Origin of the sequence: Sodalis sp. RH14 (assembly GCF_047324285.1) — a bacterium.
Taxonomy (GTDB): Bacteria; Pseudomonadota; Gammaproteobacteria; order Enterobacterales; family Enterobacteriaceae; genus Acerihabitans.
This window is the reverse complement of sequence record NZ_CP178739.1, coordinates 367,429-392,435: the sequence shown is the minus strand read 5'-3', so window position 1 is coordinate 392,435 and position 25,007 is coordinate 367,429. Positions and strand designations below refer to the sequence as shown.

The window sequence follows — 25,007 nt, the reverse complement described above, 5'->3', positions numbered from 1 at the left end:
GCCGGCGCGCTTATTTTGCCTCGCTGGCCGTCAGGAACGCCCGGATACGCTCGTTGGGCGGCTCGGCAAAAAACTGCCGGGCCGGCAGGTCGGCCACCACGCGTCCCTGCTCCATAAACACGATGCGATCGGCCACATCGCGGGCAAAGCGCAGCTCGTGGGTGACCATCAGCATGGTACGCCCCTCCTCGCTGAGGCGGCGCATCACCGCCAGCACCTCGCCCACCAGTTCCGGGTCCAGCGCCGAGGTCACCTCGTCAAACAGCAGCACGTCCGGTTCCATACACAGGGCGCGCGCAATGCCGACCCGCTGCTGCTGGCCGCCGGAAAGCCGGGCCGGGTAGGCATGGGCCTTATCCGCCAGTCCCACAGACGCAAGCGTCGCGGTCGCGCGCGCCACCGCCTCGCGATGGGATTGTCCCAGCACCCGCGTCGGTCCCTCAATCAGGTTTTCCAGCACGCTCAGGTGCGGAAACAGCGCAAACCGCTGAAACACCATGCCGGTTTTACGGCGCATCCGGCTGATATTGGCGTCGCTATCCTCCACCCGCCGGTTGCCCAACTGCCGGTAGCCGATTTGCTCGCCGCGCAGGGTCACGCTGCCGCTGTCGTAGGTATTTAAAAAATTGACGCAGCGCAGCAACGTGGTCTTGCCGGCCCCGCTGGGGCCAATCACCGCCACGGTTTCCCCGCGCGCGATATCAAGATTGACATCGGTCAGGACAGGCACGCCGTTAAACGACTTGCAGAGCTGGCTAATCCGCAGGATCGGCGGCTCTGGCTCCACCGACGGCGTTTCCGTCATTTCCGGCATCTGTTGACCTCATGGGTAACGTTGGCAGTACAATCAGTGTGGCACATTCAAGGTATTGCCGAACCATTTGGTGGCGATGGCGGCCAGGGTGCCGTCCGACTTCATTTTATCAATGGCGGCGTTAACCTGCGCCAGCCCGTCGGTGTCCTGCCTGCGCAGCGCCACGCCGTTCAGCTTCACATCGTCGGTGAGCGGCTTCGGCACCACTTTCAGCTTACCGGCATACTGGCTGGCGGCAATATAGGTGCCGTTGACGCTTTCCACCGCCACCACGTCGATGCGCCCGAGCATCAGATCATTATAGGCGTCCACCACGGTGTTATACATGGCCGGCGTTACTCCCTTCATGCCCTGCAGCGCGGTGGCGGCGGCGGTGTTGACCATCACCCCGACCTTAAGCCCCGGCAGGTCGGCGGCGGTCGCCTGCGGATGCTGGCTGTCGGCGCGCACCACCGCGACAATCGTTTGCGTCATGATCGGCTGGGAAAACGCCACGACTTTCTTGCGCTCGTCGCTTATCACCAGATTGGTGATGGCGTCTATTTTTCCGCCCTGGAGCGCCGGGATAATACCGTCCCACGCCATGCCCTCATAGGACACCGGCACCCCCATATGCTGGCCGAGGGCGGCGGCGAAATCGGCATCGAAGCCGATAAGCTTGCCCGACGGATCGACGAAGGATATCGGCCGGTAGCTGGGATCGGCGCCAACGCGCAGCTGGGTCAGGCCCTGCGCCTGGGCCGACAGGGCGGCGACGGTCAGGCTGGCGGCCAGTACAATCAGCGCCGCGCCGTGCTTAGCAGAAAATCTCATAGGGTGCTCCTTCGGGTGAATGGTTTCAGTCGGTGTGTGGGTGGATGCGAATCGATAAGGCGCGCGTGCCGGGCAGGACCTCGGCGATATCGCCGCGGCCGAGTACGGTCACGGCGTCGAACTGTTCAATCACCAGCGGGCCGGTAGCGCGCCAGTGGTCCGGCAGCGTGGCGCGCTGATAGACCGGGCAGGCGACGCATTCGGCCTCATCAAGCCAGATATCGCGTTGACCGGCCGGTTCGGCCGCCGTCGCGGGCGCGGCGCCGACCTCGCCGCCGCCCCCGCGCGGCCGGCTGATTTTCAGCCGCAGGTTGAGCAGCTCCACCGCCGCAGTGGCGGAGGCGTGGCCGTAGCGCAGCAGATGCTCGGCCAAAAACGCCGAGCGGCTGACGGCCAGGCCCGCCGCGTCCGGCGACGGCAGCGCCACGGTCAGCGCATGGGACTGGCCGCGATAGCGCAGGTCGGCCGACCAGGCGATGGCCAGGTCGCCGGCGCTAAACCCGTCTTCGGCGGCGCGGGCCAGCAGCGCGCCGAGCATCTCGTCGGTCAGTTCCGCCAGTGCGTGGGCATCGATGGCGGACAGCTCCCGCAGCCAGGTGCGCTGGGCGTCATAGGCGATATCCACCGACAAAATACCGTGGGCCGAAAACACGCCGGAAAAATACGGGATCAGCACGCGCGGAATCTCAAGCGCGCGCGCCACGTCGACGGCGTGCAGCGGGCCGGCGCCGCCGAAGGCGATAAGCGTCATGGCGCGCGGATCGTGACCGCGTTCCACCGACATGGCGCGGATGGCGCGCACGATATTGGCGGTGGTGATTTGCAATATGCCGTGCGCCGCCCGCTGCCAGCTGACGCCCAGGGGCGCGGCGATATGCCGTCCGATGGCGGCGACGGCCGCCTCCCGGTCGAGGGGGAATCCGCCGCCGAGCATGCTGTCGACCCCCAGGCGATTGAGCGCCACATGCGCGTCGGTGACGGTGGGCAGTTCGCCGCCGCGGCCGTAGCTCACCGGCCCCGGCGTCGAGCCGGCGCTGCGCGGCCCGACCTTCAGGGATCCGGCGCGGTCCAGATACGCTATCGAACCGCCGCCGGCGCCGATGGTTTCAATTTCCGCCGAGGCCACCGCCACCGGATAGCCGCCGATCGCCCGCTCGTCGGTCACCGGGATGGCGCCGTTGCGCAGCAGGGCGATATCCGAACTGGTGCCGCCGATATCCAGCGTCAGCGCTTCCCCCAGGCCATGGCGGGCGCAGAGATCCAGCGCGCCCACCGCCCCGCCGGCGGGGCCGGACATGGCGCATTTTATCGGGAAACGGCGGGCTTCGGCAAAGGTCAGGCAGCCGCCGGCCGATCCCATGATAAAGGCCCGGGCCGGTCCCTGGTCTTTCAGGGTTTGCAGGCCGGCTAAAAACTGCGCCATCACCGGCATGGTGGCGGCGTTCAGCACCGTGGTGGCGGTGCGTTCGTATTCGCGGAATACCGGCAACACGTCGGAGGACAACGAGACCGGCACCCCCAGCACCGCCAGCTTTTCCAGGATACGCCGCTCATGGTCGGGATTGACGAAGGAAAACAGCAGGCTGACCGCCACCGCCTCCACTTTTTCCTCCAGCAGCTGTTCGATACAGCGGTCCAGCGCGGCCTCATCCAGGGGCAGCAACACCTCGCCACGATGATCGAGGCGTTCCGGCACCTCCAGGCGCAAATGCCGGGGCGCCACCACCGGCGCGCGCCGGGCGTGCAAATCATAGGAGGACGGCCGGGTCATGCGGGCAATTTCCAGCACATCGCGAAAGCCCGCCGTGGTCACCAGGGCGGTCTTGGCCAGCGCGCCTTCCAGCAAGGCATTGGTCACCACGGTGGTGCCCACCACCGCGGCATCGATGTCGGCGGCGCCGGCATTCATCTGCCGCGCCAGCCCGTCCAGCGCCGCCAGGATGTCGTTGCCCTGATCGCCCTTGCGGTGCAGGACTTTGGCGATGCGGGTTTCGCCGGTGGCGGGATTGGTCACCACCACGTCGATAAAGGTGCCGCCGACGTCAACGGCGGCCAGTAATCCGCTCATGCCTGAGCCTCCCTGATGTGGATATCGCCATAGCCGTACAGCCGGTCCTGCGCGCGCGCCGGCGCGGCGCGTTCGCACGGCGGGCCGTAGCCGCCGCCGCCCGCCGTTTCCACCCGGATGACCGTGCCCGCCGCCGCGGAGAGTTCGCTAAAACCCGTGATGGACAACGGCGCGGCTTCCGGCCCGGTGACGGTAATGCGCGTCGGCGCGCCGGCGCCGCCGCCCAGCAGGCCGCCCGGCCCGTGCGTGGGCATGCTGACCTGGAAAGAGCAGCGCACCGGCGTCAGCACCTGGAATTCCCGGCGCAGGCCAAAGCCGCCGCGCTGGCGTCCGGCGCCTGCGGAACCCGGCACCAGTTCATAACGTAAAATACGCACCGGCAAACTCATTTCCAGCACTTCCACCGGCGTGTCGTGCAAATTGGCCACCGGCGGGATCATGCCGCTCTCGCCGTCGGCCACGTTGCTGGCGCCCGAACCGCCGCCCAGCGCCTCGCCATAGGCAAAAAGCCGGCCGGTCAGCGGGTTCGTGCCGCCGAAAGAAAACACCCCGCCGCCGCCGGTGCCGGCCAGCACCCGTTCCGGCGCAAAGGCGGACAGCGCGTCCATCAGCGCCTCAAAGGTATGATAGGACACCTGGGTGGCGGCGGAAATGGCCGCCGGGAAAACGGGGTTGAGAATGGAACCCGCGGGAATGGCGATCTCAAGGGCGCGGTACATGCCGGCGTTGGCCGGGATGCCCTGCGCCAGGGTGATGCGGATGGCCATGTAGACGCAGGCCAGCGTATTGGCCAGGCAGGAATTAAACGGGCTGTTGGTCTGCGGGCCGCTGCCGGAGAAATCAATCTTCAGGCGATCGCCCTGATGGGAAAGCGCCACCCGCAGCGGGATCATCTCGCCGCCGAAATCCGCCGCCGCCGCGCCGTACCAAACCTCGTCGGGCAGCGCGGCGATACAGGCGCGGGTCGCCGCCTCCGACCGGCGGATAATCTCGGCCAGGGCGTAACGCAGCTGATCGGTATCATAGCGGCGCGCCAGTTCGTCAATGCGGCTCTGGGCGACGCGGATGGTGGCGATTTGCGCGCCGAGATCCGCCATGCGCTCGTCGGGCAGGCGCGAGTTAGCGGCGATAATGGTCAGGATATTGTTATCCACCAGGCCGGCGGCCGCCAGTTTCACCGGCGGAATGCGCAGGCCCTCGTGGAAGATTTCGGTGGCGGTGGCGGGCATGCTGCGCGGCGTCAGGCCGCCCACGTCGGTATGGTGCGCCATGCTGGCGCCGAAGCCGACCATCCGGCCGCCGGCGAACAAGGGTCCCGCGACGATAAAATCCGGCAGGTGATTGGCGCCGTAATACGGATCGTTGACCAGGAACACGTCTCCCGGCGCCATCTCCGCCGCCGGGAACGCCGCCAGGATATGGCGCAGCGCGCCCGCCATCACACCGAGATGGATGGGAATATGCTCCGCCTGCACGGCGATATCGCCGGCCACGTCATAGACGCTGCATGAGCAGTCGCGCCGCTCCTTGATATTCGGCGAGTGGCTGGAACGCACCAGCGACTCGGCCATTTCATCGCAGATGGAATGGAAGGCGTTGCGGACAAGCTCGATGGCTATCTGGTCCAGCGGCGCTGTTTGGTTCATCGCGGATCCCGTATCAGGAAAAGATTGTGTTCCGAGTTCTAACACAGTAAAAATAAGTTCAGCAACAAGAATAGGGTTCACATACATGAACGAAGTCAAAAGCGCGGTGCGCGTATTGGAAGTACTCGAACTGCTGGCGCAGGCGGAAAAACCGCTCGCCCTGAAAGAGGTGGTGGACGAGTTGGGCTACCCGAAAAGCAGCACCCATAACCTGCTGGCGACCCTGGTGGCGCGCGGCTATGCGGTGCGCGGCGAGGCGGATCGGTATACGCTGAGCGACACGTACCGCAACGGCCCGGGCTGGATCTGCGGGCCGGAGGCCAGGCTGATTGAACTGGCCGGGCCGGTGATGCGCGAACTGCGCGACGGCTGCGGCGAAACCATCATGCTCGGGGTACTGAACCGCGATTGCCGGCTGAAAACCCTGGAGCGTTGCAGCGGCACCCAACCGGTGCGTTACGAGTCGCCGTTGGGCAGTTGCCTGCCGTCCTATTGCACCGCCATGGGGCGCGCCCTGCTGGCCGCCCGGGACGACGGCCAGATCGAGCGTTACCTCGCCCATGAACGCATCGTGCAGTACACCCGGCATACCCTGGTGGACCGCGATCTTATCCGCCAGCATATCGCCAAGGCCCGCCGGGACGGCTTCGCGGTGTCGGATCAGGAGATGGATATCGGCGGTTCGGGGGTGGCGGCGCCGGTGCTGAACGCCAAGGGGGAAACCGTGGCCGCGCTGAATGTGGCGGCCCTTTCCAGCCGTTTTGCCGAGCGGCGCGAGGATATTATCGCGGCGGTGAAACGCCATGCACTAGTATTGAGCAACCGGCTGGGCTGGCACTGAAGCAGGCCGGCCGGCGATGAAACACGTCCGCCGGCATTAGCGCCCGGCGGGCCGTAACGGCATCAGGCGGCAAGCGTCGCGCCGCCGTCGATGACGATATCCTGCAAGGTAATATGGCCGGCATGTTCCGAGGCCAGGAACAGCACCGCGTCGGCAATCTCGCGCGGCCGGGCGATTTTCCCCAGCGGAATGCCCAGCTTGAATTGCCCGGGAAAACCGGCAATGGTCCGCTGTTCCGCATCCGCGCTTTGCCACAGGCCGCGCTGCATCGGCGTATCGGTCGAGCCGGGCGACACCAGGTTGCAGCGCACCCCGAACGGCGCCATTTCCAGCCCGACGGTCATGCACAGGCTTCTCAGCGCCGCTTTCGAGGCGCAGTAGGCGGACATGCCCACGCGCGGCACGTGGGCGGCGTTGGAGGCGATGCTGACGATGGCGCCTGCCCGCTGGCGGCGAAAGACCGGCAGGGTATGGCGAAAAAGGTTAAACGCGCCGCCGGCGTTGACCGCCATGCAGTCTTGCCAGTCCTGGAGGTCCAGGCTATCGGTGGCCCCCGTGCGCAGGATGCCGGCGCCGTTGACCAGGACATCCAGCCGTGGGTTTTCCTCAAGCAGCGCCCGGCACACCCGTTCGACCTGGGGGGCATCGGTGATATCCAGCAATTGCGTGCGAAACGGGTAGCCGTCGCCGGCAAAGCGCCGGTCCAGTCCGACCACGTCGGCTCCGGCCTCGCTGAACGCCAGCGCGGTCTGGTAGCCGATGCCCTGGCCGGCGCCGGTCACCCAGACGCGCTTACCGCTGAAATCCAGGCTGATAGTCATACGTTATGCTCCGGCGCCAGTAATTGCCACCAGCCGTTAAGGGTCGGGTTCCGCGCCAGCGCGACAAAATCCAGCCCCGCGCGCGCCTGCCGCCAGCGGGTGGCCAGCGTCATGATGCGCACCGAATCCAGGCCGTAGTCGATCAGGTTGTCATCATCGCCCAAATCACCGCAGTCGTCGTCGAGCATCGGCAGGATCAGCGCGCGCAGGTGCGCCTTGCTGATGGGCGCCGGCAACAAATCGGCGGTCATCAGCACGCGCCCGCAACGGCCGGCGGCATAACGCAGGGCCATCAGATGGTCGTCGCGGGTAAAATCGGCCAGGGCGTCCGCCACCAGCAACGGTTTGATATTGCGCATAAACGCATCGGCGGCGGTCATCAGGCAGCCGATATGCGCATAAACGCCGCAGATAATAAGCTGGTTGCGGCCGCGCTCGGCCAGCATATCCGCCAGCGGGGCGCGGTGAAAGGCGCTGTAACGCCATTTGACCAGGACCTGGTCATCGGCGTCGGGCGCGAGGGCGGCGATGACCGCCTGCTGTTCGGGATACTGGTTTAACCCCGGCCCCCACATATCGTTTAACAGCCCGCGATCTTCCTCGCTCTGCCGCGCCGGCTGGGCGGTGTAAAACACCGGAATGCCCTGCGATTTACAGTAGCGGCGCAGGGCGGCGATATTCTCCACCAGCCGGCTGACCAGCGCGCTGTCCCCGCCCCAAAAGTTAAGGAAATAGTCCTGCATATCATGGATAAGCAGCGCCGCGCGCTGCGGCTCAAAGGCCCAGTTGACCTTATTGGCGGGCAGTTCCGCCGGAGTGGGCATGGCATAGGAAACCAGTTTCGGGATGGCCATTTATTTTTCTCCTGTGGCGGGGGTGGCGGTGGCGGCGTCGATCAGCAGGCGCAGTCGTTTTTTATCGACCTTGCCCACCGGCGTAAGGGGCAAGGCGTCCACCCGTTCAAAACGGTCGGGCAGTTTAAATTCCGCCACCCCCAGCTGGCGCAAATGACGGCGCAGCGCCACCGGTTTGATCTCCTGCGTGACGACAATATAGGCGCAGCTCTTTTCCCCCATCAGCGCATCGGTCATGGATACCAGGGCCGCATTCACCACGTGCGGATGGCGCAGCAACAGGTTTTCGACTTCTTCGGCGGCGATCTTTTCCCCGCCGCGGTTGATCTGGTCTTTTTCGCGTCCCTGTACTTTCAGGTAGCCGTCGTCCGTCAGCTCGATTAAATCGCCGGAACAATAAAACCCGTCGGCGTCAAACGCCGCGGCGTTGTGCTCCGGGCTTTGGTAATAGCCGCGAAACGTATAAGGCCCGCGCGTCATCAGGCGTCCCACGCGGCCCGGCGGCAGCGGATTGCCCTGCCCGTCGGCCACCCAGACTTCATCATCCGGCGATATCGGACGGCCCTGGGTGGTAAAGATATGTTCGTCGTCATCGTCCAGCCGGGTGTAGTTCACCAGCCCTTCGGCCATGCCGAACACCTGCTGCAGCCGGCAGCCCAGCTCCGCCGGAATGCGCGCGGCCAGGGCCTCGCCAAGCTTGGCGCCGCCGACCTGCAATAATTGCAGGCTGGCCAGCTGCCCGCTGTCGCCCCATTGTTCCATCGCCTGCAGCCACAGCGTCACGGCGGGCGGCACCAGCCCGGTGACGGTGATCCGATGTTGCGCTATCAGCGGGAAACAGACGTTGGCGCTCGGATCGCTGGCCAGTACCACGCTGCCGCCGCCGTAAAACACGCCCAGCGCGCCCGGCGAGCTCAGCGGGTAGTTATGGGCCGCGGGCAGCGCGCACAGGTAGCGGGTATCCTCATCGAAACGGCAGATGTCCACGCTGGCGCGAATACTGTAGTAGTAGTCGTTATGGGTGCGCGGAATCAGCTTCGGCGTGCCGGTGCTGCCGCCGGACAGCTGGAAAAAGGCCACCTCGTCGGCGGGCGACGGGGCGGCGGTGAACGCGCCCGGCGCTTCGTCGAATAATGCCTGTAAACTTGTTTGCGGCGCGTCGTCGCCGCGCATCGCCACCACCCGCAGCGACGAATGCTGCCGCCGCAGTTCATCGATAAAGCCATTATCGCTGAACAGCCCATGCTGCCGGTCGGCAATCAGCAGCGCCGGCCTGATTTGCAGCGCATAGGCGGTAAGTTCGCTGCGCTGGTGGCTGAACAGGGCATTTACCGGCGCCACGCCGATTTTCAGCAGGGCGAACAGCACCAGGTAAAATTCCGCCACGTTGCCCAGTTGCACCAGCGCGGTATCCCCCGCCGCCAGCCCGCGCCGGGCAAGGGCCGCGGCCAGCCGGTCGGACAAGGTGTTGATATCCCGGTAGCTCAGGCGGCGCTCGCCGCAGGCCACCGCCAGCGCGCCGCTGTCTTTACGGCGGTCGATAATATCGGTCAGGGGCAAATCCAGCCAGTATCCCCTGGCGCGGTAGCGGGCCGCGAACTCATCCGGCCAACGGTTAAATACAATGCTCATCATCTCTCCTGTTAATGCAATCCGAACGCGCTCAGCATGGTATCGAGCTTGACGCCGGTTTCGCGCCACTCCGCGTCGGGGAGGGAGGCGGGCACGATGCCGGCGCCGGCGAACAGCCGCACCTGGTTGCCCGCCACCCTGGCGCAGCGGATGGTTACCACCCATTCGCCATTGCCCTCCTCGTCGCACCAGCCCACCATGCCGCCGAACAGATCGCGGTCGAAGGGTTCCAGGGTCTGGATTAAGCGCCGCGCGCGATCGGTGGGGGCGCCGCACAGCGCGGGCGTGGGATGCAGCAGGCAGGCCAGCGCCAGGGCGTTGACGGCGGGGTCCGCCACCTCGCCGTCGATGGCGGTGGCCAGATGCCAAAGGGTGGGCGTATTGACCAGGCCGGGTACGGGCGGCACGTTTAAACCCGCGCTGTAGGGCGCCAGCACTTCGCGCATCTGGTCGATAACCAGCTGATGCTCATAGCGGTCCTTGACTGAATCCAGCAATTGGCGGCCGGCGGCGGCGTCACGGCCCGGCTCGGCGTCGCGCCGGGCGGAACCCGCCAGCGGCGTGGAGTAAAACCGGTTGCCGGTCTTGCGCAGCAGCAGCTCCGGGCTGGCGCCCAGCAGGGCGCCGTTGTCGAGGGGAACATGGAAATTGTAACTGGCGGGATTTTGGGCCGCGATGCGCCGCATCAGGGCCGCGGTATTCACCGGTTCCCGGGTGGTGATATCCAGCAGGCGCGCGAGCACCACTTTACTCAGCCGTTGCTGGCCGGTGGCCTCCACCGCCCGCGCCACCATGTGTTTAAAGTCGCGCTCCGGCGGTCGCTCGATTTTGCCGGTTACCTGCGGCAAGGGTTCGGCGGGCACATTCCGGCTTTGCAAAAACATCTCGCGATCGAACCCCTGGCTGCGCTGCGGGATAAACAGCGCCGCGGGCCGGTCGGCATCGAAGGGAATGGCCCCCACCACCAGCGGCCGTTCAATGCCGGCGTTTCTGGCGCGCCGGAAGGCGTGGCGCAGCTCCCGCTGAAACACGCCATCGGGCTGATCACCCCTGCCCGCGGGCGCGCTGATGGCGCAGAAACGACCCTGGGTAACGAAGCTGCGATAAGGCGACATGAAAAAAAATCCGTTTATAATGGCATCCGCGTCGCCTGGTGTTGTCTGTCGAAACAATGAAAATTCCACGTGACGATCTCCGCTATTATCAAATGATAAACACAATAATAATAATTATCATTTGTATTGATAGCACATAAACTACGTCGTAGAATCTGCCGTGTCAATGAACGTAAACACTGCCTCACCCGCGCAAGGGTGGATTTGATTGCCCGTTTTTTGTCATCATAAGGCGGACAAAACCAGCCCCTACCCCAGGAATACCAGACATGATCACTCTATTGTCCCGGCACCGATCCGCCTGCAATTGGCTCGCCCTGATGGCCCTGCCCTTACTGCTGGCGGCCGCGTCCCCGCGCGCCGCTGAGAACGGCTGGCCGCGGCAGGTGGCGGGCGCGCATGGCGCCATTACCCTGGATCACATGCCGCAGCGCATCGTATCCACAAGCGTCACCCTTACCGGCTCGCTATTGGCCATCGGGGCGCCGGTGATAGCCAGCGGCGCCACCACGCCGAATAACCGGGTCGCGGACGAGCAGGGTTTTTTTCGCCAGTGGAGCGATGTCGCCCGGCAGCGCGGCGTCAAACGCCTGTACATCGGCGAACCGGATGCCGAGGCCATCGCCGGCCAGAATCCCGATTTGATTATTATCGCCGCCACCGGCGGCGATTCGGCCCTGCGCCTTTACGATCAGTTGTCGCCGCTGGCGCCGACCCTGGTGGTCAATTATGACGATAAAAGCTGGCAGGACCTGGCCCGGGAGCTGGGACAAGCCACCGGCCATGAAGCGCAGGCCGCGGAGGTCATCGCCCGCTTCGACGCCCGCCGGCAGGCGCTGAAACAGCATCTGGCGCTGCCGCCGCAGCCGGTATCCGCCCTGGTATACCAGCCGGACGGCAAAGCCGCCAACCTGTGGACCGCCGATTCGCCGCAGGGCCAGCTGCTGCGCCAGCTGGGCTTTACGCTGGCCGAACCGCCCGCCACCCCCGTCGGCGGCCGAAGCATGGGCGTGCGCAAGGACATCGTCCAGCTGTCCGGCGAAAACCTGGCCGCCGGCCTGAACGGGCAAACCTTCCTGCTGTTTGCCGGCGATGACGCCAGCGCCCGGTTGCTCTTGGCCAATCCGTTCCTGGCGCATCTGCCGGCGGTGCAAAACCGCCGGGTCTACGCCCTTGGCAACGACACCTTCCGCCTTGATTACTACAGCGCCAGCAATGTGCTGGCCCGCCTGGAACAGCTGTTCGCCAAGCCGTGATCTTTCCCCGTCCTGCCGCGTGGCTAACCGCGTCATGCCGCGGCCATTCCCAGCCGGGCGGGGATTCATGGCGGTTATGGCTCACTGCGGCCGGCGGGCGGGATTTCATCCGCCGGCCGGCCCTGATCCCGATGCCGCGCCATATCCACGGCGCGCAGGCCCCGCAGCGCCAGCGCCGGCAGTAGCCCCGCCAGGGCCGCCGCCAGGCCGAACGCCGCGGCGGCCAGCCCCGGCGGCATCAGGGTGCCCAACCCCCCCAATACCAGCGCCCCCAGCGCGTCGCCGGTGACGTTCTGCGCGGTCCACAGGCCGTTGATGCGGCCCAGCAGATGATCCGGCGTCAGCTGTTGTATCAATGCATATTGCAGCAGCGAGTTGATGGCGCTGAAATAACCAAAGCCCGCCAGACACAGCAGCGCCAGCGCGTAGCACGGCATCAGGCTGCATGCCGCGACGCAGATAAACGCCATGACGGCGGTAAGCAACAGCATTCTTCCCGGCCGCGCCGTGGCGGCGACGCGGCCGCTGGTAAACGCGCCTATCGCCGCGCCCAGGGGCACCGCCGCATACATCAACCCCAGCCGGGCGGCGTTGATATGCCAGCTTATCGCCAGCGCCGGGTAAAGCACCCGTACCGCGCTTGCCATGGTCAGCAGGGCGCCGATCAGCGCCACCAGGCCGATGGTTTTATGACGAAACAGATAGGCCATGCCGCCGGCCAGCGCGTGCAGCGGGTGTTCCCGGGGCTGGGGAGGCGGCGCCAGCCTGGGCAGGCGCAGCAGCGGCAACAGCGTCAGCAGCGTGCCGAGCGCCGCCAGCCCGTAGTTCCAGGCCACCCCGCCGGAGGCGATGACCAGTCCGCCCGCCGCCGGTGATAAAATGGCGCCGAAGCGCACGGTCAGCATGCTGATGGCGCCCGCCTGCATGACATTTTCCCGCCCGACCAGCGACGGCGTGGCGGCCAGCAGCGCCGTCACCCCCACCGCGCCAAAAAAACCATCCCACACCGCCAGCAGATAAATCGCGAACAGGGACGGTACCGGCAGCAGCGCGTTAAGGCACAGGCCGATAAACCCCACCCCGCAGGTTGCGCGGGCAAACAGGATAAGCCCGCGCCGCTCGCGGCGATCCGCCATCACCCCGCCGGCCAGCAGGCCGACGAACATACCGCCGCCCGCCAGCGTCACCGCCAGCCCGACCTGCAGGGTGGACCCCGTCATGGCCTGTATCTGCACCGGCACCGCCACCGCCAGCATGCCGAGCGCCAGGATGGACAAAAACCGCGCGATAAAAACCGCCCGGAAGGCGGGGTGGGTTTTCAGCAGGCTGATATCGAGTAAATACGAGGGTTTTTGCATAAGACGCTAACTATCCGGGGAATTCGACGCCACTGGGCGCTGCAATCAGGGAAGCAGTCATGCTATCATAAGTTATTGCGAGTAATAACGATAATAAATATCATTATCATATAATTTATGGTTTAGTCTTTTATGCGCCATTATTACGGATTGCTGTTAAGCGGCGTGCTGTTGGCATTATTGATGGCGGCGAGCCTGTTTATCGGCGCCAAAACCATTCCCGCCGACCAGGTATTGCCCGCGCTGACCGGCGCCTGCCGCAGCCCGGATTGTATTATTATCCTCGAGAGCCGCCTGCCGCGCACGCTGGCCGGGCTGCTGGCGGGCATCGCCCTGGGGCTGTCCGGCGCCCTGATGCAAACCCTGACCCGCAATCCGCTGGCCGACCCCGGCATTCTTGGCGTCAACGCCGGCGCGGGGTTCGCCGTGGTGCTGGGCATCACCTTTTTCGGCGCCGCCTCCATCGATCGCTACCTGTGGTTTGCCTTTGCCGGCGCGCTGGCCGCCGCCCTGCTGGTGGCGTTAATCGGCGCGGCGGGCGGCGGGCGGCTGAACCCCATTCGCCTCACCCTGGCGGGCGTGGCGCTGGGCGCGGTGCTGGACGGCATGGCCTCCGGTATTTCCTTGCTCAATCCCCTGGTCTACGACCAATTGCGCTTCTGGCAGGCCGGTTCGCTGGATATCCGCAGCATGGCGGCGGTAAACGCCGTTATCTGGCCTATCGTCCTGGGCACCGGCCTGACGCTTTGGCTAACGCGGGCGCTCAATACCCTGGGCATGGGCAGCGAACTGGCGACGGCGCTGGGCTCGCGGGTGGGCCTGACGCAGCTGCTCGGCCTGGCGGCCATTACCCTGTTATGCGGCGCGGCTACGGCGCTGGCGGGGCCGATAGCCTTTATCGGGCTGATGATGCCGCATATCGCGCGCTGGATAGCCGGCCCGGACCACCGCTGGCTGCTGCCCTGGACGCTGCTGCTTACGCCGCTGCTGCTGCTGGGCAGCGATATGGCGGGCCGGGTGATGGTGCCCGGCGAGCTGCGCGTATCGGTGATAACGGCGCTGCTCGGCGCGCCGGTGCTGATAGCCCTGGTACGCCGCCACCGGATGATAAGCCGGTGATGATGGCGAACCGGCACGCCCGGATCAGGACGTCGCTGACCGTCGGCATCCTGCTGCTTGCCTGCCTTGCGCTGGCGATTTACGCCCTCGGCGCCGGGTCGCTCCCGCTTCCGGCCCGGCAGGTGGTGGACGCCCTGCGCGGCGCGGCGGCGCACAATATCCAGGTTATCGTGACGCAATGGCGGCTGCCCAGGGTGGCGATGGCGTTATTGCTGGGCGCGGCGTTGGGCGCCAGCGGCGCTATTTTCCAGTCGTTGATGCGCAACCCGCTCGGCAGCCCGGATGTCATGGGTTTCAATACCGGCGCGCACAGCGCCGTATTGATAGCGATAGTGCTGTTCAACAGCAGCTATCTGGGCATAACCGGCGCGGCCCTTGCCGGCGGCCTGCTGACCGCCGCCATAGTCTACCTGCTGGCCTGGCGCAACGGCATCCAGACCTTCCGGCTCATTATCGTCGGCATTGCCGTTCGCGCCCTGCTGGTATCGCTTAACACCTGGCTGGTGGTCAGCGCCTCGCTGGAATCCGCCCTGACCGCCGGGCTATGGAGCGCCGGATCGCTTAACGGCATGACCTGGGCGAAATGCCCGCCGGTGGCCGTGCCGATTGTCCTGGCCTTTGCCCTGGCCCTGGCTTTGTCGCGGCGCATGCGCCTGTTGGAAATGGGCGATGACGCCGCCTGCGCGCTCGGCGTGCCGGTGGAAAGATCGCGACTAGGATTGATGCTGGCGGGCGTGGCCCTGACCGCCGCCGCCACGGCCGCCGCCGGCCCCATTTCCTTTATCGCCCTGGTGGCGCCGCAGATTTCACGCCGCCTGGCGGGCAGCCAAACCCTGGCGCTCCCCCTGGCGGCCCTGACCGGCGCGCTGCTGTTGCTGGCGGCCGACCTCGCCGCCCAGCGTATGTTTACGCCTTATCAGCTTCCGGTCGGGGTGGTTACCGTCAGCATCGGCGGCCTCTATCTGATCGGCTTATTAATCCGGGAGTCGCGAAAAAAATGAGCGCCCTTACCCCGTCGTCCAGCCGCCTGCGGGCGGAAAATCTTACGCTCGCCTATGATAAAAAAGTGATTGCCCGCGATCTGTCCATCACCATCCCCGATGGTGAACTGACGGTGATCATCGGCCCCAACGCCTGCGGCAAATCGACGTTGCTGCGCACGCTCAGCCGCCTGATGCGGCCCGGCGAGGGCACCGTATGGCTGGACGGCCGGGAGATCGGCGCCTACGCCACCAAGGAGGTGGCGCGGCGCCTGGGATTGTTGCCGCAAAGCTCCAGCGCGCCCGGGGATATCACGGTGGGCGATCTGGTGGCGCGCGGACGCTACCCGCACCAATCGCTGTTAAGCCGCTGGAGCGGGCGCGATGAACAAGCGGTGCAGGAAGCGATGCGCGCCACCGGCGTCGCCGGGCTGGCGGAACGGCCGGTGGATACCCTGTCCGGCGGCCAGCGGCAGCGGGTCTGGATCGCCATGGTGCTGGCGCAGCAAACGCCGCTGCTGCTGCTGGACGAACCCACCACCTGGCTGGATATCGCCCATCAAATAGACCTGCTGGAGCTGATGCGCGAGTTGCACCGCGCCGGCCATACGCTGGTGGTGGTGCTGCACGATCTTAATCACGCCTGCCGCTACGCCACCCACCTGGTGGCGATGCGCGACGGGCGTATCCTGGCCCAGGGGGCGCCCGTGGACATCGTCACCGCCGAACTGGTGGAGGCGGTATTCGGCCTGCGCTGCATGATCATCGACGATCCGGTCTCCCATACGCCGATGATCGTGCCGCTGGGCCGGGGCTGACGCCTACAGTTCCCTGAGCGCCTGGTTAAGCAAGGGTCCGAGCACCTGGAACGACGCGGGCGAGATAATATCCACATGGGCGCAGTCCAGTTCGTGCACGCGCAGCCGGTCCACATAATCTGACCAGGTCCGGCGCACGTCCATAGCGGCGGGCAGCGTGCGCCGGGCCACGAACAGCGTGGCTTCTCCGGCAAAATACGCGCTGCGGCTGGCCGCCAGCAGGCGTACCGAATCCGCATAGTTGCCCTCGATGGCATCGAACAGCCGCCGCTGTTCGTCCCCCGCCGGCTCCGCAATACCCTGTTGCGCGGCGATGAACTGCTCGCGCTCGCGCCGTACTTCCTCCAGCACTTCGGGGTCCAGCACATGTTTACCCTGCACCGCGTCCCAATTGCGCGTCTCCGGCGGGTAGGTATCGAGCAGGCCGAGAAACGCCACCGTTTCCCCCGCCGCGCGTAAACGGGCGGCAATGCCCTGCGCCAGCGTGCCGCCCAGCGAATAGCCGATAAAATGATAAGGGCCGTGCGGCTGTATGTCGCGCACCGTCAGCAGATGCGCGTCGCACACCTGCTCCAGGGTGCCGCACCGCTGCAGCGGACCGTCCGGACGCGGCGATTGGATACCCACCAGCGGCCAGCGCGGATCGATATAGCGCCGCAGCACGCTGAACTGCCAGGCGAAACCGGAGGCGGGATGAAAGCAAAACAGCGGCGGGCCCTCGCCCTGGCGCAGCGGCAGGACCGCGTCCAGTCCGGAACGCCGGATAGCATCGCCGGGGTCGTTATCCACCTCATCATCAAACAGCGCGGCCAAGCGCGCCACCGTCGAGGCCACCATCACCTGTCCGACGGTTACCGGCTTACCCACGTCGCGGCGCAGCTCCGCCGCCAGCCGCATCGCCAGCAGGGAATGGCCGCCAAGGGCAAAAAAGTCATCATCGACGGACCCGATCTCCTGTTGCAACAGTTGCGCAAACAGCGCGGCTACCCGCCGCTCGATGGCGGTTTGCGGCGCTCGTCCCCGTGTCGCCCGACGCGACTGGGGTAACGGCAGCGCCTTGCGATCCAGTTTACCGTTGGCGCTGAGCGGCAGGGCCGGAAGTTCGACCAGCGCCACCGGTACCATATGCGCCGGCAGCCGTTCGGCCAGGGCGTCGCGCAGCGCCTCGGGGTGCAGCTTTTCACCCGGCTGCGCCACCAGATAGCCGACCAGTTGCCGCGCATCGCCGCCGATGCCGCCATCAGGCGCGGCGCCCAATACCCGGGCATGGGTCACCGCCTGGCGCACGCCCGGCAATAACAGCAGCGCATGATCGATTTCACTTAACTCCACCCGCTGCCCGCGGATTTTAAGCTGATCATCGCTGCGGCCCAGGTACTCCACCGCGCCGTCGTCCAGCCAGCGGGCAACATCGCCGGTGCGGTACATCCGCCCGCCGTCGCCGTCGGGATCGGCCACGAACCGGCTGGCGGTCAGCTCCGGGCGCGCCAGGTAACCCTGGGCCAGTTGAACGCCGGTCAGGTAAAGATCGCCCGCAACGCCCGGCGGCACCGGCCGCAGCCGCCCGTCAAGAATGCGCAGGCCGGTATTCCATACCGGGAAGCCGATCGGCACATGCGCCCCGCGCACCGCCGCCAGCGTCTCGCCGTGGGCCGGGTACCAGCTGACGTCCACCGCGGCCTCGGTGGGGCCGTAGAGGTTATGCAGCTCCACCCCGGTGCGCCGCTGCCACAGGCGCGACAGTTCGGCGGGCAACGCCTCGCCGCTGCAAAATACCCGCCGCAGGGTGGCGCAGCAGGCGATGGCGCCGTCATCGGCAAGTGAGGCGACAAACGCCGCCAGCATCGAGGGGACGAAATGCAGGGTGGTAACGCGGTAATCGGCGATAAGCTGCAGCAACACCTGCGGATCGCGGTGGGCGTCCGGCGGCGCCATGACCAGCCGCGCGCCGTTGATAAGCGGCCAGAAAAATTCCCACACCGATACGTCAAAGCTACAGGGGGTTTTTTGCAGCACCGCGTCATCCGCGCTCAGCGGATAGCGATCCTGCATCCACAGCAGCCGGTTGACGATGGCGTCATGGGCCACCACCACGCCTTTCGGCCGTCCGGTCGACCCGGAGGTATAGATAATATAAGCGGGATGATGGGCCGACGGCCGGGGGAAATCCCGCGGCAGCCGCGGGTCCGCGGTCAACGGAGCCTCATACAGCAACAGATCGCCGCGGCCGTCGAACCGCGCGGCCTGTCCGGCGCAGGTGATAATCAGCCGCGGCCGCGCATCGTCCAGCATCAGTTGCAGCCGCTCGTCCGGATAACCGGTGTCCAGCGGCAGGTAGGCGGCGCCCACCTCGATAACCGCCATCAGCGCCAGCGTCAGGAATACCGAGCGCGGGAGCGCGACGGCGACGATATCGCCCGGGCGTACCCCCTGCGCCGCCAGCCGTTGCGCCAGCGCCAGCACCTGCCCGCGGGTTTCGCCGTAGGTCAGGCGGCGCCGCGCATCCGCCAGCGCCACGGCCTGGGGCGTGCGCAACGCCTGGCGTGCCAGCAGGGTGGCGAGCGTATCCGGCGCCAGCGTTTTACCGGTATCATTGATGCGCGCCAGCAGCGCGCGGTCGGCCTCGCCCAGCAAATCGGCCTGGCCGCATGGCAGCGCGGGATCGGCGGCAAACTGGAGCAGCAGCAGCGGCAGGCGCCGGGCATGGCCGGCCAGCTCGCCGGCGGTATACCGCTCGGCGTTGGCCACCAGTTCCACCGCTACCGTTTCTTCCCCAAGATAGAGCGCGATTTCCAGATCGCGCACCGGCCCGGAAGCCAGCGCGTGCGTCACGCCCTCCACCCCGGCGAAATCAAGCTGGAAGTCGAACATCTTCAGATTAAATACCGGGCCGAACAGCGGTTGTTCATCCCCTGTGCGGCCCAGGTCGCGCAGTACCTGTTCCGCATCATAACGCTGATGGCGGCGCAGGCTCTTGAGCTCGCCGGACAGGGCGGCGGCCAAGGCGCCCAGCGTCTGCCCCGGGCCGACGGTCACGGCCAGCGGCAGGACATTGATCACCGGACCGGTGGCATCCAGGGCGGCCGAGGCCATACGGCGCATAAAGATAAAACCGGCGGCATAGGACGGTTGCCCGCACAGCCGGGCAAACCATAACGCCACCAGCGCCAGGGCCAGATCGGCGATGCCCGGCGCGCGCTCCTCCCCCGTGACCAGGCCGGCGAACAGCCGGCTATCGAGATCAAGCGCATAACGCAGCACATGGGTGGTGGCGGCCTGGCCGGACAACGGTTTGAGCGACAGCGTGCCCGGCGCCGGCAGTCGGCCGGTTTTTTCGCGCCAGAAAGCGGCGTCGCGGCGCCAGGCATCCGACTGATAATACGCCTGATATTCCTCCACCACCCCCTGAAAGGGGGTAAAAGGCGACGGCGGCGGCGTTTCCCGGCGCATGAAGGCGCTATACAGCACGGCGATGCGGCGGGTGATGGCGGTAAAACTAAAGCCGTCGACGATCAGATGATGATAGCGCTGATACCAAAACCAGCGATCGCGGGCCACGCGAATCAGCAGATGCCGGTACAACGGTTTGCCGCTCAGCACCCGCAGATCTCCCGCCAGATCCTGCTGCATCAGCGCCAGCGCGGCGTTCCGGGCGTCGCCGGCGGCGCTGAGATCCACGCAATCGGGACGGTCAAAGGTCAGATCGCCGTCAACCCATTGCACCGCAATGCCGTCACGCTCGGCAAAACGCATGCGCAGGGTGTCGGCTTCGCCCATGCCCTGGTCGATGGCGCGCAGCAGGCAGCCTTCATCGATATCGCCCTTAACCTCGATATAGTGCGCCACCGCATAGGCGTTGGGCTGCGCGGAAAGTTGGTCTGCCACCCAGATACCGGGCTGCGCCGCCACCAGCGGCAGTTCGGCCGGCTGTCCATCGGCGCCGGTTGGCAAGGATATTTCTGACACGGCGGTAACTCCTTAAAAACGATGGGTTGCGCTGCTTATGCCCCGCGCAGCGCGGCGGGACGCATATCGGTCCAGTGGGTTTCCAGCCACCGGCCGCATTCCGGGCGCGGCGCCGGGCCAAAAACCGGCGTCCATCCGGCGGGCACCGGGCTGAAATCCGGCCAGAGGCTGTATTGGGCCTGGCGGTTTTGCAAAACCAGACAAATCTGTTGCGGATCGTCGAAGGGGTTGGGGTGTTCCAAAACGCACTCCTTATTTTGTGGCGATAGCGCCAATGACGGGGATTGCCCGGGGCGAAAATAGCCAGGCCGGGCATGGACGCGGGAAGCGCGGGCCGGGGGCGCTAGCGGCCGGGCGACCAGAGCGCGGCCAGCCCGTCCAGCAGGCCGCCGCGCCAGCACAGCGCGTCATGGCCGCCGTCCACCACCCGGTAATCAACCCGGTGCCCTTGCCGGCGCAGGAGTTCCACCACCCGGTCGTTTACCTGGTGAATAAGCCGCTCCCGGTTGCCGGCCTCGATAAAGACCTTAAGCGCCAGTCCGTCGCCCAGGCCCCGCCCGATCTGCGCCGGCAGCCCACGGTCATCGCCGGAGGCGTCCCGCGCCTGTGCCGCATCCCGGTCGGGCCACCAGAACGAACCGGACTGGCTGAGCACGCAGCCAAAATGCCCGGGCCAGTTTAAGGCGGCATACAGGGCGGACAGGCCGCCATAGCTTTGCCCCGCCACCACCGTCGTCGCCGGATCGGCGCGGTACGGCGCCCAGGCTGCCAGCTGCGGCAGCAGTTCTTCCCGTACCGCCCGCCAGAATTCAGGGTTGCAGGTTAATTCACGCCCGCGCCGTGGGCTATCGATGGCGTCAATCAATACATAGACCGCCTCGGGCAGGACCCCGGCGCGCGTCATATGCAGCAACGGCGACCAGACCGGCATCTGCCGCGCCCAGAACTGCCCGTCCAGCAGGATGGCCAGCGGACGCCCGGGCGCATGCCGGCGTCCGCTGGTGAATACCCAGATATCGCGGCTGTTGCCCAGGCGTTCGCTATGCCAGCGATGGCGCTCCAGCCCTGCGGGCGGCGGCAGCGGCGGCAGGGTGCGCCCGGCCACCGGGCCAAGCCTGTCGTACTCGTTCCAGGCCGTCTGCGGGGGCGCCAGCGGCATATGCAGCGCGGAAACCGGATGGCCGCGTCCGTTGGTCCAGGCACGCAGCGGATTAAGCCGGTCGGCGACCGCGCCGGAAAATAAACCACGCCAGGCGTTACGCAGCGCGGCGCGGTCCATGGGCGCCGCCGCCGCGCCGAACGCCCCGTCGTCCCGGCATGGGATAAAGCAATAACTGCCGCGCCACCGCGCGCCGAGACTGGTTTGCCAATACCAGACATCCGTGCCGGCAATACGCTCCAGGCTTTGCGGACCGGTATCGCTATGGTGGTCGGTCACGCCGCTGATGTTAATCCATACCCGGCGGATAGGGGACGCGCGCTCGTCGCCCCCGGGGTCGCGCCACAGGAATATCACGCCGCACTGCCCGGACGCACCGGCCTCCACCCAGGGCGCGCCCTGGCGTTCCACCTCCCGCCACCAGTCGTCGCCGCCCACATCGGCGCGGGCCAACATCATTTTTTTCACCGGGCGCGATTCCTTATGTAAACCGTGAATGTAGACGTTTTAATCTAAAACGTAAACTAAATACTATTGATAATTATTTCTATTTGCAATAGTGTGTAAAAGTTCCATTAAGGGTCGGTTTTATTTGTCAATGGCGTGGCCGAACGAGGGAATAACGTAATGTTAACAGCGATTTAACATTGCGTGCTAGCCGCCGGCAGTTGCTGAAAAAACTGCTTATTTTATCCAATTTATAACATAGCAGGCCGTCCATACTGCTGGCTTTCGCCGGAGCAGTCACGGGATCGGCTACAGATCAGGGAACATATGCATACCACATTCTCAGGTTACTCCTTAGCGACCCTAATCAGTCTGGGTCTGGGAACTCTGGCGCTTCCTTTGGCCGCGCCTGCGGCCGACAGCACGACCACAGCACCGGTATCAACCTCCGCGACGACGGACGACGCCACGGCAACCAGCGGCGGCAAAAGCGCGGCGGGCGATACCATCGTCGTCACCGCGGCAAAGCAAAATCTCCAGGCGCCTGGCGTATCCACCATCAGCGCCGATGAAATCAGGAAACGGCCGCCCGCCCGCGATGTGTCGGAAATCATCCGCACCATGCCCGGCGTCAACCTGACCGGCAATTCCACCAGCGGCCAGCGCGGCAACAACCGCCAAATCGATATCCGCGGCATGGGGCCGGAAAATACCCTGATCCTGATTGATGGCCTGCCGGTCAGCAGCCGCAACTCGGTGCGCCAGGGCTGGCGCGGCGAGCGCGACACCCGGGGCGATACCGCCTGGGTGCCGCCGGAAATGATCGATCATATCGAGGTGATCCGCGGACCGGCGGCGGCGCGCTACGGCAACGGCGCCGCCGGCGGCGTGGTGAATATTATTACCAAAAAAGACACCCGCGATTGGCATGGTTCATGGAATACCTACCTGAATATGCCGCAGCATGACGACGAAGGCGCGACCAAACGCACCAACTTCAGCCTGTCCGGGCCGCTGAGCGACGCGTTCAGCTTCCGCCTGACCGGCGGCTACAGCAAAACCCAGGCCGACGCCCAGGATATTAACGACGGTCATCAGTCCCTGCGCACCGGCACCTATGCCGATACTGTCCCGGCCGGACGCGAAGGGGTCAGGGACAAAAATATCGATGCCCTCCTGCACTGGGATTTGGCGCCGATGCAAAGCCTGGAATATGAAACCACCTACAGCCGCCAGGGCAATATCTACGCCGGCGATACCCAGAACACCAATACCAGCCAGTTGGTGCAGGACAACTACGGCCATGAAACCAACCGTATCTATCGCCAGACCCATGCCCTGACCTGGCGCGGCGCCTGGGACAGCGGCGTCAGCACCCTTAATTACCTGCAATATGAGCGCACAAAAAATACCCGCCTGGACGAGGGGCTGGCCGGCGGCACGGAGGGGATTTTCGCCAGCAATGATTTTTCCACCATCCAGCTGGACAGCATGCTGGCGCATACCGAACTCAGCGTGCCGTTTGAGCTGGGGGTCAACCAGACCCTCACGGCCGGCAGCGAGTGGAACCAGCAGAAAATGAAGGATCCGGCGTCGAATACCCAGACCCTCCTGGGCGGCGCTATCCCGGGCGTGGCCAGCACCGGACGCAGCCCCTACTCCTCGGCCGATATTTTCTCGCTGTTCGCCGAGGATAATATGGAACTGACCGACAGCACCATGCTGGTGCCGGGGCTGCGCTTCGACCACCATTCCATCGTCGGCGACAACTGGAGTCCTTCGCTTAACCTCTCGCAGGGGCTGGGACAGGATTTCACCCTGAAAATGGGCATCGCCCGCGCCTATAAAGCGCCGAGCCTGTTCCAGACCAACCCCAACTACCTGCTCTACAGCCGCGGCCAGGGCTGTGCCGCCAGCACCGGCGGGTGTTATCTGCTGGGTAATGATGATCTCAAGGCGGAAACCAGCATCAACAAAGAAATCGGGCTGGAATTTAAACGCGACGGCTACCAGGCGGGCGTGACCTATTTCCGCAATGACTACCGCGATAAAATCGAGGCGGGTTATGTGCCGACCGGCGTCTCGACCAACGGCGCGTCCGATATCTATCGCTGGGAAAACGTACCCAAGGCGGTGGTGCAGGGATTGGAAGGTACGCTGAATATCCCGGTTAGCGAAACGGTTTCCTGGAATAACAATGTTACCTATATCATTGAAAGCAAAAATAAAGAGACCGGGGACTACCTGTCGATCATTCCGGAATATACGCTGAATTCCACCCTGAGCTGGCAGGCGCGCCAGGATCTGTCGCTACAGTCCACCCTTTCATGGTATGGACGCCAGAAACCGAAAAAATACAACTACAAGGGCGAACGCGTTACCGGCAGCGAAACCAATGAGGTCAGTCCTTACGCCATTGTCGGCCTGAGCGGCACCTACGATATCAACAAATACGCCAGCCTGACCCTGGGCATCGACAACGTCTTCGACAAGCGCCAGTTCCGCGCCGGTAACGCCCAGACCACCGGCAACGCCGCCACCAACGCTTATATGTACGGCGCCGGCGCCGCTACCTACAACGAACCGGGCAGAACCTTCTACCTTGGCCTTAACACCCACTTCTGAAGCCGTCGCCGGTAGCGGGGGAAAGGGTGTGCCGCTGGTACGATGGGTTTGTTGACAAAGGAGGGGCGCCGGCGGCGAGAGGTATGGCAGGCCGGAGAGGGTTTCGCTTGTAGTATGTGGGGAGGCTTATGTTGCCGTGGCCGGAGGAGGCTTATGTTGCCGTGGCGGAGGTTTCGCTTGCCGTGTGCGGGTAGGCTTATGCTGCCGTGGCGGAGGTTTCGCTTGCCGTGCGTTCGGTGGTGATATGTATTGCCTGGCGCCGGCAAGCGACAAGGAGGCCGTACCGCGACGGCCTCCTTGACCTCCGCGCGTCCGACAGATCGTGCGCCGCTGCGCGGTGCCCGGCATCACCCATCCCGGCTTGTGGACCGCCCGGTATGCGCTCCAGGCGCAATCCGGGCTTTCGCCGCTCCCGGCGGCTCATCCAGCCGTGACGTGCGCCGCCGGCGCACTCTATGCCGGCACCACGTCAACACCATCGCCTGCCAGTAAAACAGCGTTTTGAGGTTCTTAGCGGTATGCGCTTACCGGGAAAAGTCTCAGTATTCATTTTGCGCTAATGTTTACAGCCTGATGGCTAATGGCTAATGGCTAATGGCTAATGGCTGAAAGCGTAATGCTTACTGTTAAAACTCAAAACTGAATGATGAATGCCTAACTGCCTTACTGCATGAC

General features: G+C 65.2%; 18 protein-coding genes. 6 read left to right on the top strand and 12 right to left on the bottom strand.

Annotated elements, in window-relative coordinates:
• Positions 1–10: 10 nt before the first annotated feature.
• From ACL2XQ_RS01690 to ACL2XQ_RS01675, 4 genes are read right to left on the bottom strand one after another with little or no spacing between them, the layout of a single operon-like run.
• Positions 11–805, bottom strand: a complete 795-nt coding sequence (locus ACL2XQ_RS01690) for an amino acid ABC transporter ATP-binding protein (RefSeq protein ID WP_413728831.1) — start codon at positions 803–805, stop codon at positions 11–13.
• 42 nt (positions 806–847) lie between these two features.
• Positions 848–1,627 carry a substrate-binding periplasmic protein gene (locus tag ACL2XQ_RS01685; RefSeq protein ID WP_413739995.1) on the bottom strand — a complete coding sequence of 260 codons (780 nt, stop codon included), beginning with the start codon at positions 1,625–1,627 and terminating at the stop codon, positions 848–850.
• 25 nt (positions 1,628–1,652) lie between these two features.
• The gene (locus ACL2XQ_RS01680; protein WP_410012394.1) at positions 1,653–3,695 is read right to left on the bottom strand and encodes a hydantoinase/oxoprolinase family protein; all 2,043 of its coding nucleotides are present in this window, start codon (positions 3,693–3,695) and stop codon (positions 1,653–1,655) included.
• The gene (locus ACL2XQ_RS01675) at positions 3,692–5,341 is read right to left on the bottom strand and encodes a hydantoinase B/oxoprolinase family protein (protein ID WP_413739994.1); all 1,650 of its coding nucleotides are present in this window, start codon (positions 5,339–5,341) and stop codon (positions 3,692–3,694) included. Before ACL2XQ_RS01675 ends, ACL2XQ_RS01680 begins: the two co-directional genes overlap by 4 nt.
• An 85-nt stretch (positions 5,342–5,426) precedes the next feature.
• Between ACL2XQ_RS01675 and ACL2XQ_RS01670 the strand changes: the two genes are divergently transcribed.
• Positions 5,427–6,182 (top strand): IclR family transcriptional regulator, encoded by a 756-nt coding sequence (locus ACL2XQ_RS01670; protein ID WP_413739992.1) that lies wholly within the window; start codon positions 5,427–5,429, stop codon positions 6,180–6,182.
• A 62-nt stretch (positions 6,183–6,244) separates the two neighbouring features.
• On the opposite strand, the gene dhbA is transcribed toward ACL2XQ_RS01670, so the two are convergent.
• The 4 genes from dhbA to ACL2XQ_RS01650 are packed head-to-tail and all read right to left on the bottom strand — an operon-like array spanning position 6,245 to position 10,673.
• Positions 6,245–7,003, bottom strand: coding sequence for a 2,3-dihydro-2,3-dihydroxybenzoate dehydrogenase (gene dhbA / locus ACL2XQ_RS01665; RefSeq protein ID WP_413727278.1), 759 nt, complete (start codon positions 7,001–7,003; stop codon positions 6,245–6,247).
• Entirely contained in the window at positions 7,000–7,857 is an 858-nt protein-coding gene (locus tag ACL2XQ_RS01660) for an isochorismatase family protein (protein WP_410012399.1), read from the bottom strand. The genes dhbA and ACL2XQ_RS01660 overlap by 4 nt, the downstream gene beginning before the upstream one ends.
• The gene (locus ACL2XQ_RS01655; protein ID WP_413740495.1) at positions 7,858–9,489 is read right to left on the bottom strand and encodes a (2,3-dihydroxybenzoyl)adenylate synthase; all 1,632 of its coding nucleotides are present in this window, start codon (positions 9,487–9,489) and stop codon (positions 7,858–7,860) included.
• An 11-nt stretch (positions 9,490–9,500) separates the two neighbouring features.
• Positions 9,501–10,673, bottom strand: a complete 1,173-nt coding sequence (locus ACL2XQ_RS01650) for an isochorismate synthase (protein ID WP_413727279.1) — start codon at positions 10,671–10,673, stop codon at positions 9,501–9,503.
• Positions 10,674–10,924: 251 nt separating this feature from the next.
• Between ACL2XQ_RS01650 and fepB the strand changes: the two genes are divergently transcribed.
• Entirely contained in the window at positions 10,925–11,860 is a 936-nt protein-coding gene (fepB, locus tag ACL2XQ_RS01645; RefSeq protein WP_413730978.1) for a Fe2+-enterobactin ABC transporter substrate-binding protein, read from the top strand.
• 74 nt (positions 11,861–11,934) lie between these two features.
• On the opposite strand, the gene entS is transcribed toward fepB, so the two are convergent.
• Entirely contained in the window at positions 11,935–13,218 is a 1,284-nt protein-coding gene (gene entS, locus ACL2XQ_RS01640) for an enterobactin transporter EntS (RefSeq protein WP_413728972.1), read from the bottom strand.
• A gap of 132 nt (positions 13,219–13,350) precedes the next feature.
• Between entS and fepD the strand changes: the two genes are divergently transcribed.
• The 3 genes from fepD to ACL2XQ_RS01625 are packed head-to-tail and all read left to right on the top strand — an operon-like array spanning position 13,351 to position 16,135.
• Complete coding sequence (gene fepD / locus ACL2XQ_RS01635; protein WP_410012402.1) at positions 13,351–14,337, top strand: Fe(3+)-siderophore ABC transporter permease; 987 nt, start codon at positions 13,351–13,353, stop codon at positions 14,335–14,337.
• The gene (gene fepG / locus ACL2XQ_RS01630) at positions 14,337–15,338 is read left to right on the top strand and encodes an iron-enterobactin ABC transporter permease (protein WP_413739991.1); all 1,002 of its coding nucleotides are present in this window, start codon (positions 14,337–14,339) and stop codon (positions 15,336–15,338) included. The genes fepD and fepG overlap by 1 nt, the downstream gene beginning before the upstream one ends.
• Positions 15,335–16,135, top strand: coding sequence for an ATP-binding cassette domain-containing protein (locus tag ACL2XQ_RS01625; RefSeq protein WP_413721974.1), 801 nt, complete (start codon positions 15,335–15,337; stop codon positions 16,133–16,135). Before fepG ends, ACL2XQ_RS01625 begins: the two co-directional genes overlap by 4 nt.
• A 3-nt stretch (positions 16,136–16,138) precedes the next feature.
• Here the strand turns inward: ACL2XQ_RS01625 and ACL2XQ_RS01620 are convergent, their stop codons facing one another.
• From ACL2XQ_RS01620 to fes, 3 genes are all read right to left on the bottom strand, one after another.
• Positions 16,139–20,101 (bottom strand): enterobactin synthase subunit F, encoded by a 3,963-nt coding sequence (locus ACL2XQ_RS01620; RefSeq protein WP_413739990.1) that lies wholly within the window; start codon positions 20,099–20,101, stop codon positions 16,139–16,141.
• A 35-nt stretch (positions 20,102–20,136) separates the two neighbouring features.
• The gene (locus ACL2XQ_RS01615) at positions 20,137–20,343 is read right to left on the bottom strand and encodes an MbtH family protein (protein ID WP_410012406.1); all 207 of its coding nucleotides are present in this window, start codon (positions 20,341–20,343) and stop codon (positions 20,137–20,139) included.
• A 101-nt stretch (positions 20,344–20,444) separates the two neighbouring features.
• A complete protein-coding gene (fes, locus tag ACL2XQ_RS01610; protein WP_413740494.1) occupies positions 20,445–21,719 on the bottom strand; it encodes an enterochelin esterase in 1,275 nt (424 codons plus the stop codon).
• A 315-nt stretch (positions 21,720–22,034) separates the two neighbouring features.
• Between fes and ACL2XQ_RS01605 the strand changes: the two genes are divergently transcribed.
• Positions 22,035–24,332 carry a TonB-dependent siderophore receptor gene (locus ACL2XQ_RS01605; RefSeq protein ID WP_413739989.1) on the top strand — a complete coding sequence of 766 codons (2,298 nt, stop codon included), beginning with the start codon at positions 22,035–22,037 and terminating at the stop codon, positions 24,330–24,332.
• Positions 24,333–25,007 lie beyond the last annotated feature (675 nt).

Excerpts from the sequence above, each read along its gene's own strand:
- ACL2XQ_RS01690 (WP_413728831.1), bottom strand. The coding sequence starts at position 805 with ATGACGGAAACGCCGTCGGTGGAGCCAGAGCCGCCGATCCTGCGGATT.
- ACL2XQ_RS01685 (WP_413739995.1), bottom strand. The coding sequence starts at position 1,627 with ATGAGATTTTCTGCTAAGCACGGCGCGGCGCTGATTGTACTGGCCGCC.
- ACL2XQ_RS01680 (WP_410012394.1), bottom strand. The coding sequence starts at position 3,695 with ATGAGCGGATTACTGGCCGCCGTTGACGTCGGCGGCACCTTTATCGAC.
- ACL2XQ_RS01675 (WP_413739994.1), bottom strand. The coding sequence starts at position 5,341 with ATGAACCAAACAGCGCCGCTGGACCAGATAGCCATCGAGCTTGTCCGC.
- ACL2XQ_RS01670 (WP_413739992.1), top strand. The coding sequence starts at position 5,427 with ATGAACGAAGTCAAAAGCGCGGTGCGCGTATTGGAAGTACTCGAACTG.
- dhbA (WP_413727278.1), bottom strand. The coding sequence starts at position 7,003 with ATGACTATCAGCCTGGATTTCAGCGGTAAGCGCGTCTGGGTGACCGGC.
- ACL2XQ_RS01660 (WP_410012399.1), bottom strand. The coding sequence starts at position 7,857 with ATGGCCATCCCGAAACTGGTTTCCTATGCCATGCCCACTCCGGCGGAA.
- ACL2XQ_RS01655 (WP_413740495.1), bottom strand. The coding sequence starts at position 9,489 with ATGAGCATTGTATTTAACCGTTGGCCGGATGAGTTCGCGGCCCGCTAC.
- fepB (WP_413730978.1), top strand. The coding sequence starts at position 10,925 with ATGGCCCTGCCCTTACTGCTGGCGGCCGCGTCCCCGCGCGCCGCTGAG.
- entS (WP_413728972.1), bottom strand. The coding sequence starts at position 13,218 with ATGCAAAAACCCTCGTATTTACTCGATATCAGCCTGCTGAAAACCCAC.
- fepD (WP_410012402.1), top strand. The coding sequence starts at position 13,351 with ATGCGCCATTATTACGGATTGCTGTTAAGCGGCGTGCTGTTGGCATTA.
- fepG (WP_413739991.1), top strand. The coding sequence starts at position 14,337 with ATGATGGCGAACCGGCACGCCCGGATCAGGACGTCGCTGACCGTCGGC.
- ACL2XQ_RS01625 (WP_413721974.1), top strand. The coding sequence starts at position 15,335 with ATGAGCGCCCTTACCCCGTCGTCCAGCCGCCTGCGGGCGGAAAATCTT.
- fes (WP_413740494.1), bottom strand. The coding sequence starts at position 21,719 with ATGATGTTGGCCCGCGCCGATGTGGGCGGCGACGACTGGTGGCGGGAG.
- ACL2XQ_RS01605 (WP_413739989.1), top strand. The coding sequence starts at position 22,035 with ATGCATACCACATTCTCAGGTTACTCCTTAGCGACCCTAATCAGTCTG.